The organism is Campylobacter jejuni (assembly GCF_049221745.1).
GTDB classification, from domain to species: Bacteria; Campylobacterota; Campylobacteria; order Campylobacterales; family Campylobacteraceae; genus Campylobacter_D; species Campylobacter_D jejuni_E.
In genome coordinates, this window is the sequence record NZ_JBMJAO010000005.1 from 1 (window position 1) to 14,248 (window position 14,248).

Annotated in this window: 12 protein-coding genes and 1 pseudogene; 1 reads left to right on the forward strand and 12 read right to left on the reverse strand. The window is 30.5% G+C overall.

All coding sequences use genetic code 11. From position 1 onward, the window contains the following. Positions 1–110, forward strand: a pseudogene (locus ACOTU8_RS04865) (methyl-accepting chemotaxis protein); the annotation flags it as partial. A 42-nt stretch (positions 111–152) separates the two neighbouring features. Here ACOTU8_RS04865 and pflA read toward each other — a convergent pair. The 12 genes from pflA to nuoD are packed head-to-tail and all read right to left on the reverse strand — an operon-like array spanning position 153 to position 14,248. Further along, positions 153–2,519, reverse strand: coding sequence for a DUF7494 domain-containing protein (gene pflA, locus ACOTU8_RS04870; RefSeq protein WP_422342025.1), 2,367 nt, complete (start codon positions 2,517–2,519; stop codon positions 153–155). 21 nt (positions 2,520–2,540) lie between these two features. Next, complete coding sequence (gene nuoN / locus ACOTU8_RS04875) at positions 2,541–3,929, reverse strand: NADH-quinone oxidoreductase subunit N (RefSeq protein WP_422342026.1); 1,389 nt, start codon at positions 3,927–3,929, stop codon at positions 2,541–2,543. Further along, positions 3,919–5,406: an NADH-quinone oxidoreductase subunit M gene (nuoM, locus tag ACOTU8_RS04880; RefSeq protein WP_422342027.1), complete on the reverse strand. Its 1,488-nt coding sequence runs from the start codon at positions 5,404–5,406 to the stop codon at positions 3,919–3,921. The genes nuoN and nuoM overlap by 11 nt, the downstream gene beginning before the upstream one ends. A 1-nt stretch (position 5,407) precedes the next feature. After that, the gene (gene nuoL / locus ACOTU8_RS04885) at positions 5,408–7,198 is read right to left on the reverse strand and encodes an NADH-quinone oxidoreductase subunit L (RefSeq protein ID WP_422342028.1); all 1,791 of its coding nucleotides are present in this window, start codon (positions 7,196–7,198) and stop codon (positions 5,408–5,410) included. A gap of 1 nt (position 7,199) precedes the next feature. Continuing rightward, complete coding sequence (gene nuoK, locus ACOTU8_RS04890; protein WP_070298995.1) at positions 7,200–7,496, reverse strand: NADH-quinone oxidoreductase subunit NuoK; 297 nt, start codon at positions 7,494–7,496, stop codon at positions 7,200–7,202. After that, complete coding sequence (gene nuoJ, locus ACOTU8_RS04895) at positions 7,493–8,011, reverse strand: NADH-quinone oxidoreductase subunit J (RefSeq protein ID WP_422342029.1); 519 nt, start codon at positions 8,009–8,011, stop codon at positions 7,493–7,495. Before nuoJ ends, nuoK begins: the two co-directional genes overlap by 4 nt. Beyond that, on the reverse strand, positions 8,008–8,649 hold the full coding sequence (gene nuoI, locus ACOTU8_RS04900) for an NADH-quinone oxidoreductase subunit NuoI (RefSeq protein WP_422342030.1): 642 nt from the start codon (positions 8,647–8,649) through the stop codon (positions 8,008–8,010). Before nuoI ends, nuoJ begins: the two co-directional genes overlap by 4 nt. Positions 8,650–8,658: 9 nt before the next feature. Further along, entirely contained in the window at positions 8,659–9,657 is a 999-nt protein-coding gene (nuoH, locus tag ACOTU8_RS04905) for an NADH-quinone oxidoreductase subunit NuoH (RefSeq protein ID WP_422342031.1), read from the reverse strand. Beyond that, complete coding sequence (gene nuoG / locus ACOTU8_RS04910) at positions 9,650–12,112, reverse strand: NADH-quinone oxidoreductase subunit G (protein ID WP_422342032.1); 2,463 nt, start codon at positions 12,110–12,112, stop codon at positions 9,650–9,652. The genes nuoH and nuoG overlap by 8 nt, the downstream gene beginning before the upstream one ends. After that, positions 12,109–12,801, reverse strand: coding sequence for a hypothetical protein (locus tag ACOTU8_RS04915; protein ID WP_422342033.1), 693 nt, complete (start codon positions 12,799–12,801; stop codon positions 12,109–12,111). Before ACOTU8_RS04915 ends, nuoG begins: the two co-directional genes overlap by 4 nt. Continuing rightward, a complete protein-coding gene (locus ACOTU8_RS04920; protein WP_422342034.1) occupies positions 12,798–13,025 on the reverse strand; it encodes an NADH-ubiquinone oxidoreductase subunit E family protein in 228 nt (75 codons plus the stop codon). Before ACOTU8_RS04920 ends, ACOTU8_RS04915 begins: the two co-directional genes overlap by 4 nt. Next, positions 13,022–14,248: an NADH dehydrogenase (quinone) subunit D gene (gene nuoD, locus ACOTU8_RS04925; protein ID WP_422342035.1), complete on the reverse strand. Its 1,227-nt coding sequence runs from the start codon at positions 14,246–14,248 to the stop codon at positions 13,022–13,024. The genes ACOTU8_RS04920 and nuoD overlap by 4 nt, the downstream gene beginning before the upstream one ends.

Genomic DNA, 14,248 nt, shown 5'->3' on the forward strand with positions numbered 1-14,248 from the left:
AAACTACTAAAGATAATGTTGAAATTGCTAATGAATCAGCTATTATTTCTAGTACAGTAAGTGATATAGCTAATAATATCTTAGAAGATGTTAAGAAGAAGAGGTTTTAATCTTAGATAACTAGCTAAAAAGCTAGTTATCTCTAAATTTACTTATTGATTTAAAATTTGATTTTTACTCTTACATAAATTCTGCCAATTTGAAACACCTTTGATTTCAAGACATTGCTTTAAACTTTCTTTTTCAGCTTGTACATTTTGTATTCTTTCATAAGTTAAGGCTTGGATATATAAAGCTCTTGCTCTATCCTCATCTGAAAGTTTTAATTTAAGCAAATCTGTTAAAACAACTAAACTTTCTTCATTTTTATCAACCTTAGCCAAAGCATCAAGATACATAAATTCTAAATTAGGACTAAAAAGATTTATACCTTTAAAATTTTGATAGTCAATGGCCTTAGGTGCGTAAGTTAAAATAGTTGTTTGCATATTATGATCATTAGCATAAGAAAGTAAAGCATCATAGGCTTCTACCATACTAAAATTCATTGGAAAACTTTCTAAAATTTGCAAAATTTTAATGGCTTGATTATAGTCATTTAAACGCAATAAAGATAAAAATTGCAAATAATAAGCCTTAAAATTCTCATCATCGCTTTTTAAAATTCTAGAATTAGCTATATCTTTAGAAATTTTAATCACCTGAGAATATTGTTTATTGTCAAAAAGAATAGATGCTTTTTGAAGACCATAAAATATGGAATCTTCATTATAATTTTTATCTATATAATCAAGTGCTTGTTCAACATTAGAAGTTCTAATAAGACAAGCTAACATTTGTTTTTTATTCTCAATTTTCTGACCTATATCATAAGTACTAAAACGCATAAAAATATTTGCAGCATTGATACAATTATCAGCTTTTATCGCATTTTTTAAATCATTAATAGCTGCTTTCTCTAAAAATTGAGTAGCATTTGGAATTTTTTTACTTTCTATAAGATCTTTATAAGCTAAAATCGCACTAAAATTTCCCTCTTTATAATAAAGTGCAACATCTTCATCTAAAGCTTTATTTGCAATATTCTCATCTTTATTTGCATATTGCTTCATTAAATCTGTATAACGCTGATGTAAAAAGCTTGCATTATTATCGCCTAAAGCAAAGAATACCTCATCACTCGCTTTTTTAATTTCATCTAAATATTTACCATCTAAATAATCATCCATATACAAATCAAGGTATTTTTTAGCATCGCTAGATCTGTTAGTATGTGATAAAACCAAGGCTAGATCTTTTAAAGTTTCTTCATAACTTGGATCAAGTTTAGACATTTTAGCAAAGGCATCTTCATAAATACTTGCACTTATATCAAATTGTCCTTTTTGATTAAATAATTTAGCAAGTTCTAAAGATCTTTGAATATCTTTTCCAAAATATTCAGGATTGGCTTTTAAAATGGTATTAATATACTCTATAGCTTTATTTACTTGCTCATTTGAAAGCAAATTCTTTGCCAAACTCATAGCTGCTCTTGCGGCTAAATCTAAATTTTTTGTATTAAAATAAGTATTTTCATAAATATTTACAGCTTTTTCTTTTTCATTTAAATTATAAATATAGTCTGCATAATCAAGTTTTGATAACTGAGTAAAATAACTATTTGGTTGCTCATTGTCTAAGATTGACATTGTATACTCTACATCAGCACGCTGAGCTAAAGCGATATAAGTTCTTAACATTATATGTAAAACTTCTGAAAAATTTTTATCACTTGTAAAAGTACGCGTCCAATTTTTAGCATCATCAATCATCTTTTCTAAAATTTGTTGATCGCGCATACTTGGATCTTGGGTATAAAGTTTATTTTGAGCTCTTAATTTATATAGTATAAATTCACTAGTAAAAATACTGCCACGATATCTATTGATAGCATTTTGTGCATCAATCACCACTTGATTATAATTAGCTTTATCGTATTCTTTTTTGATGCGTAAATAAGTATTGATATCTGCACTTTGAGGGATAACAACAGGATCAGAATTTAAATCTAAAGCTCCAACATAAGGCAAGCTCTCATGTGGAAAATTGATATTAAAATCAAGTCCATCATAGTCTTTAATAGGTGCTAGCTCTGGTGCAAAAATAAAAGTAAAAGCCTTGCTTTTATACGAACTTGATGAACTAAGCTCTTTATCTATATAAATATTTTGAGAAGTGTCAAACATTCTTGCTTGCATTTTTGGCAAAATGATCATTTTAATTTTTTGAGCTTCTTGTATAAATTTTAAATCAAAAGCAGAAAAACTCTGATCTTTTAATTTATTATCAACCATACCTGCAATATCACATTCAAAATGAACTTTTGCTTCGGTAATAAATTTTTGACATGTAAATTCTAAATCATTACTTGCATGCAAAACTGCAAAAGCTTGATTATTTTCGCGACCCGTGTTTAAAACAAGCTCAAAAGCAAAAGCATTTAAAAAACTTAATAAAATTAAAAATAATATTCTCATAAAATAATTATAGCAAAACTCTTATAACATTAACAATATAGCAAAAGTGCTTACACAAACACAAAAAGCTAAAATAAAATTTTGCATAAAACTAAACTTAATATTACAAACCTTATCATTTTTCATGAATAAAGCGTGAATTAAAATTTTTAAATACGCATAAAGCATAATAACAGAAGATAAAGCCACAAAAAGTGCCAAATACCAATATCCATTTAAAATTGCCGTATTTAAAATCATAAATTTACCCCAAAATACTCCAAAAGGCGGGATACCTGCTAAAGAAAGCACACTAATGCTCAAACAAAAAGCAATTAAAGGTTTTTTAACCAAAAGCCCATTTAAACTCTCATAAGAATTATTCTCATAATTGCTTAAAATCATAAATACAGCATAATTTGCAAAAGCAAATAAAGTCCAATATCCAAAAATAGCAAGCAAAATTCCATCAAAATTTTGTTCTTTTAATAAAGGAATGCAAGCTACCAAAACCAAAGAAGAATGTACTACAGAACTATAAGCAAACATTTTTTTGATATTGTTTTGACTTAGAGCCGCAAAAGCGCCTATAAGCATAGAAAAAATTACTAGAACTATTATGATATATTCAAAACCTGTATTATTTAAAAAATCAAACAAACGAATAACCACAACCAACATGGCAACTTTTGGCACAACTGAAATAAAAGCAACCAAATTTGTATGTGCTGCATAATACACGTCTTTAAGCCAAAAATGAAAAGGTGCCAAAGAAAGCTTGATTGCACAAAGAACAAAAATCATCACTCCAGCACCCAAAAGCATGGGATCTTTTTGAAACTCATTTTTTAACGCTAAATTAGCAGATAAATCTAAAGTTCCTGTTTTTAAATAAATAAAAGCTACAGCCATAACAAAAAACCCAGCTCCTACAGCCGCTACACTAAAGTATTTTATCGCACTTGAAATAGCATTATCACTTCCACGCATTGCTATTAAAGTATAAAGTGCTAAAGAAGAACTTTCAAGTCCTATAAAAATGAGTACTAAATTTGAGCTTGAAACCATCAAAAGCAAAGATGCAATCATAAATAAAAATAAAGCATAAAATTCACCTTGATTTTCTTCTTTTTGCATAAAAAGATATAAAAATGAAAAACACAAAATCACCAAAGAAGCATAAAATGAAACAATATCATTATTTAAAGTAGCCAAAAAAGCTTTTGCTTCTAAACCTTGGGTATTTGCATTATTTAAAATCAAAAAAGCACTTACAATTAAAGACAAAGAACTTATACCGATATAAAACGAACGATGAAATTTCCAAAAACCAGAGCAAAGCAAAAGAACTATTGCAGTTGTAATTAAAAATAAAAATGGATAAGATAAGCTTATATTTAAAAGTTCTAAATTTAAAAAATTATTTAACATTTGCCTCTCCTATTTTGGATAAAAAATCTAAAGTATTTTGCTCAACAGCTCTAATATTCATTATTTTTATAAGATTATCCACATCTTTTTGTATCGGTTTTAAAAGTGTATTTGGCATAAGCCCTAGTCCAAAAATCATTACTACAATACACACAAGCGCTACTATTTCTCTAAAGCGTAAAGAAAAACTCTCTATAAAGCTTTGTTTTTGCATGAAAAATATTTTTCTAAATACTGCGAACATATAAATCGCCCCTAAAATAATCACCAAACCTGCTAACAAAGCATAAAATAAATTAATCTTTGCTATACCTAAAAGAACTAAAAATTCTCCAACAAAAGAAACAGTTAAAGGCAAAGAAACACTTGCAAGTAAAATCAACATAAAGAAAATTGAAAATAAAGGCGCCTTTTTAGCTAAAGAATGATAAAAAGCGATATCATAAGTGTGATATCTTTGGTATAAAAGCTCAACCATTAAAAACAAAGCTCCTGTAACCATACCATGTGCAAACATATAAAAAACCGCACCACTAATACCCAAAGCATTTAAAGAAAAAATTCCCAAAATCATTACACCAAGATGTGAAATAGAACTATAGGCAATCAATTCTTTAATATTATCTGCCTTATAAGCAATTAAAGCATTATAAACGATACTCACTATACACAAAGCTATAATTAAAGGCATAAAATACACACTTGCATCCGGAAAAAGTGGTAAACAAAAAAGTAAAAATCCAAAAGGAGCCATTTTAAAAACTACAAGCATTACAGAAACAAGTACAGGTGAATTTGCATAAACCTTAGGTGCCCAAGTGTGAAATGGAAAAAGGGGTGCTTTAATAGCAAAAGCGATAAAAAAAGCTCCAAAAAGTAAAAGTTGCTCTGTAAAATTTACTGCAGAGGCATTATTTTTCCAAATTTCCAAGTCAAAAGTGAAGATATTTAAAAGTTGATAATTCAAATAAGCTTGATAAATCAATGCTACAAGCATTAAAATTGAACCCGCAAAAGCATAGATAAAAAATTTCACCCCTGCTCTAAAATCTTTACCATAAACTCCCATAATATAAAGCAAAGGCAAAAGAGAAAATTCCCAAAAAACATAAAATAACAAACCATCTTTTGCGCTAAAAAGTCCCATAATAGCAAATTCTAAAAAGAATATACAAGATACAAGTGCCTTTTGTTCCAGCTTTAAAAATAAAAAGCTTAAAAATATCATCAAAGAACTTAAAAGCATCAATATAAGTGCTATGCTATCTATCCCTATATGAAAACTAAAAAATTTAAAAATTTTAAAAGAAAGATTATAATCAAAACTTGCTCCTTGTAAAAAATCCGCAAAAATATCCAAATTTAAAGCCAAAATCATAAAACTTACAACAACGCTAAAAACCTTAACACCTCCACGATTTAAAAGCAAAACCACAAAAGCAGAAACTAAAGGAAAAAATATCAAATAATTTAGCATTTTACACCATCCATACCAAAATCAACAAAATCACAAAAGCTGCCACCAAAAATCTAAGCATTAAGTTTAAGCTATTTGGCATAATCATTTTTTGTGAAATATTTTGAGAATACAAAGCAATTTTTTCAACTATTCTATCAAAAATGTAAAGATCACAATGTTTTAAAATCGTACATAAGCTTTCATATTTTGAAACGATAAATTGATGATAGAATCTAGGAATGAAATAATCATTACCTAAAAGTTTGTGAATTTTATTTTCTTCAATACTTTCTTTAAACCAAGAATTTTTATAAGCAAAAATAGCCAAAATTATACCCAAAATAGCTGCTACACTCGCACAAATCATTACGATTTGATTTTGTGCATCAATAAAAACTAATTTTGTGCTTAAATATTCAAAAAAACTATGTTCAAAAAATCCTGCAATAATAGCTAAAACCATCAAAGGACTCATAGCAAAAAGTGCGATTTTACTTGCTTCATATGGATGTTCATTGTGTCTTACAGGGGTAAAAAATACCAACATTAAAAGTCTAAAGCTATAAAATGCGGTTAAAAAAGCTGCGATTAAAAGCACTAAAAAAATACCATGGTGAAAAGAAATGAAAGAATATCCCAAAATCAAATCTTTAGAGAAAAATCCTGCGAAAGGATAAATTCCTGCTAAAGCTAAAGATCCTATACACATCAAAATAGCTGTAAATTTTAAAGGTTTAAAAAGTCCACCCATTTTTTTAATGTCTAATTTATCATTCATAGCATGCATTACATTTCCAGCACCTAAAAAAAGTAAAGATTTAAAAAAAGCATGTGTAGCTAAGTGAAATAAAGCTATACCATAAGCCCCAAGTCCTGCAGCCACAAACATATATCCAAGTTGCGATAAAGTAGAGTAAGCAATAATGCGTTTTAAATCCTTAGCCACCAAAGCCATAGAGGCTGCAAAAATCGCTACAAAAGCTCCAAGTAAGGCGATAATATAAGAAACTTCAGGAACTAAATCATAAAGCGTGCTCGCACGAATTACCAAATAAACCCCCGCTGTTACCATGGTTGCTGCATGGATTAATGCAGAAACAGGAGTTGGCCCTGCCATAGCATCAGCAAGCCAAGTGTGAAAAGGAAATTGTGCAGATTTTCCCATAGCCCCTATAAATAAACAAGTTGCAATTAAGATCAAAGCGTTGTGATCTAGGCTTTGTGCCATGAAAAAAACTTCATCATATTTTAAAGTTCCTGCTTGTAAATAAAGCCAAAAAATTCCTAAAAGCATACCCAAATCCGCAATACGATTCATAATAAAAGCTTCATTAGCCGCAAAAGAATAAGTATTATTTTTATACCAAAAACCTATGAGCAACCAAGAGCAAAGCCCAACGCCTTCCCAACCTACGAAAAGTCCTAAGAAATTATCACTCATAACTAAAAAAAGCATAGAAAAGACAAAAAGTCCCAAATAAGCAAAAAATTTATTAAAACCTTCATCATGAGCCATATAAAAAATACTATAAAAATGCACACAAGTAGCTACAATACCTACAACACTCATCATAGTAAGCGAAATGGCATCTATATCAAAGCCAAAATTTACTCCAGCAAACCATTCAAACAAACTCACATTAAAAGCTTCATTGCAAAAAAGCAAATACAAAGAACAAAAAGCACTTAAAGCTATTAGAAGTGAACAAATTATCCCTACAAATTGTTTTTTCTCACTCAAAGCAAAACAACTTGCAAACAAAAAAGCTATAAAAGGACTAAAAAGAGAAATCAAAGCTAAATTTTGCATACTAAGCCTCCACTTCTTTTAAGCTTTTTAATTCCAAGGTGCCTTTTCTTCTATACCAAAGCACACACAAAGCTACACCAACAGCCACTTCACAAGCCGCTACACCCATGATAAAAAGCGCAAAAACCTGTCCATTTAAATCATTGTGCATTTTAGAAGCTACTACTAGGGCTAAATTGGCACTATTTAATAAAATTTCACTCGAAATAAAAAGCATAATGAGATTTTGTCTTTTTAAAATCCCTACAAGCCCTATGACAAACATTAAAATAGCAACAAAAAAATACTTTTCTATCATTGTTTTTCCTTTGTAAGCTCTTTATGAGTAAGAGTGATAGCACAAACTAAAGCAATCAAAAGCAAAATAGCTATAAACTCAAAAGCTAAAAGATATTTTGAAAAAATCGCTAAAGCCAGTTGTTTATTAAAATCAAACAAAGTAGGATCATTTAAAGGCAAATCCGTGCTGATATTTTGGTATTTAAAACCTATAAGCATAGCCAAAAGTAAAACAGCACTTAAAATTATCAAAGTAAAAAAACTTTTTTTAGCTTTAAGTTGTTCTTTAAATTCTTTAGAAGCATCAAAAAACATCATCGCAAAACTATAAAGTCCAAGCACAGCTCCACTATAAACGATGATTTGTATCACGCCTAAAAACTCTGCATCAAGTAAAAAATAAAATCCCGATAAAAACACCATTCCACCTGCTAAAGCTGAAAGAGAATAAAGCATATTTTTACTTAAAACCGCAATAGCAAAAAAGCCTAAAACCACTACACTAAAAAATACAAAAGCCAAATTTTCTATCATTTGTTTTCTCCTTGCTCTTGTGTATTTTGATTTTCTAAGGCTCTTTCTTGCATCACATCATAATAATTTGGCGTTTTTTTAACCCACAAATTTGCATCCTTTCTAAGACTTCCTGCTCCTTCAAATTCAACTTGATTTTTAAGCTTATCAATAGGAGTTAAAAAATCTTGCTTATAGCCAAAATAAGACCTTTGCTCGGCTGCATTTTCATACTCTGTTCCATGTACTATAGCAAGTTCAGGACAAACTTCAGCACAAAAACCGCAATAAATACAACGCCCTAAATTAATACTATAATTTCCTACTTTCTTACGCCCATTTTCATCTAAAGAAGTTTCCATTCTGATACAATTACTGATGCAAATTTTTTCGCAAAGCCCACAACCTATACATCTTTCATTTTCGCTTTCTATAAAACGCATCAAACGATGAACAGCACGGTAACGATTGTCAAGCTTTACCTTTTCAAAAGGATATTTAATCGTAGCACTATTATTTCTCTTAAGTAATTCTCTCATCATCACAAAAAGCCCCACAAAAAGCTCTAGTTTAACGCTTCTACGCAAAGCTTGTAAAATTTTCTCCCAAGTGCTAATAGGAGTTTTTCTTTTTTCATCCACTAAATAATAATTTTTCATATCAAACTCCTATAAAAGAACTGCCAAAGCAGTAATTAAAAGATTAAAAACGGCTAAAGGGATTAAGATCAAATAGCACATTTTCATCACTTGATCAGGACGCAGTTGAGGAAAAGCTGCTCTTGCCCAAAAATACCAAAAGAAAATAAAACTTGATTTTACTATCATCATAATCCAACCAGGAATAATCCAAAAGCTATTAAAACCCCCTAAAAACAAAAGAGTTACTAAAATAGCTCCAGCTATCATAGAAGTGTATTCGCCTATAAAAAACATACCCCATCTTAAACCTGAATACTCTGTTCCATAACCCGCTACAATTTCAGCGTCATTTTCAGTTAAACAAAGCGGGGTTCTATTGGTTTCTATAAATAAAGCAATCACAAAAAGCACAAAAGCTAAAGGTTGCTTAAAAATGAGCCAAGAAAAAAATCCATCGCTTTGATAATTGTTAATATCCACTAAAGAAAAAGAACCTACAAGCATCACAATGGCAATTAAAGCTAAAGCTCCTACACTCTCATAAGAAATAATTGCTACAAGCCCTCTTGCAGCACCTAAAATCGACCATTTATTATTACTTGCAAGACCACCTAAAAACACTGCATAAAAACAAAGTCCTGAAGTACCGATGACAAAAAGCAAAGTCACATTGATATCTGCCACTATGGGCTGAATTACCCTTCCAAACAAAGTAAATTCCGGTAGCATTGGAATAGCCGCTAAAGCAACAAAAGCACAAATAGCAGAAATCAAAGGTGCTATGGCAAAAATAAATTTTTGTGAATTTGAAGGGATTATATCTTCTTTAGTAAAAAGTTTTATCATATCAGCTACTAACTGAATAAGCCCAAAAGGTCCTACCATATCAGGCCCTATGCGTCTTTGAAAATAAGCTAAAACCTTTCTTTCAGCATAAGTTGCAAAACCTGCTAAACTCGCAAATATCGCAATGATAATAATACATTTAATTAAAGCCTCTAAAGCAAAAAAAGCAAAATCACTCATGGTTTGCTCCTAATTTTTCTAAATTTGCCACAACAAATCTTTCATCAAAAAAGCTTAGCGTATCAAGTTTTTCATCAAAATACGGCAAGAAAGCTCCATTTTTTATATCCTTATCCACACGCACGCTAAGGCTTAATTCTTTATCTTTTATTTTAAGTTTTACAAGATCTTTATCTTTTAAATTTTTCTCTTTAGCTAAATTTTCACTCACACCTAAAAAAATCACCTCATTAATCGCACTAGCACGATTTGAAAATCTACCAAATTGATAGCTAGGATTAGCACTATAAAGCAAAATTTCATCTTCTTTTAAACTTAAATTTTCCAAACTTGGAAAGACAAATTCTTTTTTAGCTTCTTGTTTAAAGCATTCTAAATTAAGCTCATACCCCCTTTTACATTCACCGCCATTGGTATAAAAATTGTCTAAATGATCAAAATCAATTGGAGAAAAACCTTTATTTATAGGGAGTCTCTTAGTATAATTTATAGTATATTCTTCATCAAAACCTAAAGCATTAGCCAAATCATTTAAAAAATATCCATTAAATTCTAAAGCAGCATTAGTTGGTACCACTCTTTTATCATAGTTTAAAAAAGTACCTTCTTGCTGATTTAAACTCGCACTAGCCAAATTCGCATGTTCCTCATAAGAAAAACTAAAATCACCCTTTTCATTGTAGCCTAAAGTCTTGCCTTCTTGTGTGTTTTTATCTAAATCACAAATCATTGCTACTCCCAAGGTATTTGTATGCGTAGGATTTAAAAAGACTTTAAAAGGTGTTGTACTTTGGATTAAAGCAAGCAATTTAGCTAATTTTTTAGCTTTTTTATGAAAATAAAAATCACTTCCCACAACAAAAGTAAAACTTGTTTTTTTGAGCAATAAATCCTCTAATTTATCCTCATCTATACCTAAATTTTTGGCAAAAATAGAACGTTTTACCTCTATAGTCTTTTTCACTTTTTTAGTTACGACTTTTTTTACTTCTTTTTGGATTTCATTACCTTCTTCATCTTTTTCTATGATTTGTTCTACAACTTCTTCATTAATACTTTCTTCTATTTCTTTATTGTCACTTACAAAAAACTCTGCTAAATTTGTTTTAATGTTTTCATCTTGGCTAAATTTTTGAAGTAAAAAGTATAAAATTTGTTCTTCATCTCCACTTTTATGGGTGTATGAGATAAAATTTTTAGAATATTTTGCTATACCCATATCTTCCATAGGATGAAAATAAAGCCCTGAGCCTTTATTCATCACTAAAGCATTATTGATTTTATAGCTAAGCGTTGGAGCATCATATCTTAAAAGCGTTCCAGCTACAACTAAAAAATCACTTTTTGTTATATCTTGAGTATTAGCACTATAAAACTCACCAGAATTAGCGATAAATTCTTGTAAAAATTCTTTAAATTTCAAAGCTTCTTCATTGATCAAAGAAAGATTAAATTCCTTTTTTAAATTTTGCAAAATCAAAGCTTCTTCATTGGTAATAAAACTATTAAATTTAATATTTTTAATTTCATTTTTCTCAAAAAGTTCCACAAGTTCTTTAAAGGCTTTTTCGTCTTTATCCGCCTCATTTTGCGTATCAAAAGCAAATCTTGCAGCCTTATTTAAACTCGCAAAAGCAAAATCATTACTCACACGATAAATTTTTTCTTTTTGATTGCTAATGCCGCTTTGCTTAATATCATAATACATAAGCTCACAATCGCTTGAATGCGGATTTGAAGCTGGGATTCTTTTAAGTTCCCAAATATTTGAAGTGTATTGAAATTTCGAACCTATTAAAGCCCCTGTTGGGCACACACTTGTGCATTCTCCACAAAATGAACAATCAAGCGCATCGCCATCTGTAGGGCCTATCAAACTTTTTTGAAATTTAGTCCAAATCGTATAAGCATCTTTTCCCATGCTCTCTTTAAAGCTATTATCCACACTATCGCCACCACGAGGAACAGTCTTTAAAGCACTTTCGCCAATTTTATCCTTACAAACTGTAATACAACGCTCACATACTATGCAAAGTGCGGGATCGTAATTAATCATTCCCCAATGTTTATACGGTTTATGCGTGTCTTTAATCCAATGTTTTTGAACATTTACACGGCTTTTATGAGTGAAATTTTGCAATTCACACTCGCCTGATTTATCACAAACTCCACATTCTAAAGGATGATTGATACAATAAGCTTGCATGATCTCATTTCTTTCATCCCAAAGATTTTGCAAATCACTTTCTACAACCATGCCATCTTTTGCTTTAGTATTGCAAGAATATACCTTTTTACCATCAACTTCAACCATGCACATACGACAAGCCAAAGTAGGACTACAGCCTGAAAGATAGCAAATCGCTGGGATAAAAATATCATTTCTTCTTGCTATATTTAAAATATATTCGCCTTCTTCAAAGGCGCAATCTATACCATTAATCCTAACTGTCATTTTGCTTCCTTTATGCGAATTGGAGTAAAATCAAAACCATTGTTTTCATAATTTAAAAAAGCTATGGTGCCTTGTAAATTTTCATCTAAACAAAGCTTGGTTTTAAGACTAAAATCTTTAGCCAAAATTTCAACTTCACGTTGATCTTTACATTTTGCAATTTGTAAAAATTGCCTTGAACAATGTAAATTTTTATCTTGCAAATTTACTCTAAAAAGCACTAAGCCATCATAATTATCTAGTTCTTTTAGGGTGTTTAATTCTGCCTTTTTAAAATCGCATTCTTCTTCATCGCTATCTAAAATCTTTAATTCATATTTTACGCTTAAGAAATTCAAAAAATATTTGATATTTTCGCTATCTTTGTAAGAATGGATATTTTTATCTATGATTAAATGCTTAGCCTCTTTTAAAAAAGCAAGCACTTCGCCTGCTTCTTCCTCTCCAAAGCAAGATTCAGCACTTAAATATCCCTCATCTAAATCGCAAAATTGTCCTTCATCGCTTAATTTACAAAGTAAGGCTAAAACAAAACTCAAACTTGCAATTTCGCATTTGTAAAATTTAGCTTTTAAATTTTTATCTTCCAAACAAGAAATATTAATACTATTTACACCTATTTTTTCACATAAATTTTTGTTTTTAAGGCTTGGCATATCTAAAAAACAAAGAGCATTATCATAAATCATACTCTCTCCTTTTTTATAACAATAGTCCAATCCACTTGATTAAATTTCAAAGAATTTAAAAGCTCACAGCCTTGTTCTTTTACAAAAGAAAAACTTTTTTCAACAGGAGAAAAATCGCCGATTTCAAAAAGCACCGCTAAAACCTCGCCTTGTTTTGCTTCTTTTATAATTTGTGCTAAATCTTCAAAAAGATCTTTACTTTTTCTTAAATCTACTCTTCTCATCGATCTATCTCACCTAAAACTATATTTACATTACCCATGATTGCCACCACATCAGCTAGATAAGCACCTACAAGCATTTCTTCAAAAAACGCACAATGCCAATAACTAGGCGTTCTAGCCTTTAAACGATAAGGTCTTCCTGTACCATCACTATGGATAAAAAAGCCAAGCTCACCTTTTGGGCTTTCAGTTGGCACATAAACTTCACCTTTAGGAGGTTTTAAACCTTGAGTGATTAAAACAAAATGCTGCATTAAAGAATAATTCTGCGTTAAAATTTGTTCCTTTGAAGCACTTACATACTCAGGATGCGTAGCTAAAATTTCAGGCGGAGTGTCTTTATAAAGTGTGACACATTGTCTAAGGATTTTCAAACTTTCACGAAATTCTTGCATATAAACTTTATATCTTGCATAAGAATCCCCTTGCGTAGCATAAGGCACACCAAATTCGACTTCATTATAAAGCAAATAAGGCTCTTCTTTGCGTATATCGTATTTTATACCGCTTCCTCTTAACATCACACCCGTACAACCCCAATTTAAGACTTGTTCTTTAGTGACTACACCTACATTTTCAGTTCTTAAACGCCAAATTCTATTATCATCTAAAAGATCTTCATAATCCTTTAAATCATTTGGAAATTTATCGCAAAATGCAAGCATTTCTTCCAAATAATTCTCAGGTAAATCAAGCATAACCCCACCTATTCTCATAGAAGAATGTGTAAGTCTTGCCCCACAATATTTTTCTATCAAATCCAAAACATACTCGCGTTCTCTAAAACAATACAAAAACACACTCATCGCACCAATATCAAGCGCATGAGTGGCAAGCCAAAGTAAATGCGATGCGATACGGTTTAATTCTAAAAGTATCATGCGTATCACTGCTGCACGGCGTGGAATTTCTAAACCACAAAGCTTTTCAACCGCTGCACAATAAGCATAATTATTCGCTGAAGCGGCGATATAGTCCATTCTATCAGTAGTAGGAATAAATTCTTGATAAATCATATTTTCAGCCATTTTTTCCATACCACGATGCATATAACCTATACAAGGACGTGCTTTTACAACTTGCTCTCCATCAAGTTCTAAAACAAGGCGTAAATTTCCATGCGCTGAAGGGTGTTGAGGGCCTAAGTTGATAATCATTTTTGAGTCTTCTTGCTCAAAAACTATATTTTCATAATAAGGTTTTAACTTGCTAGGAATTTGCAT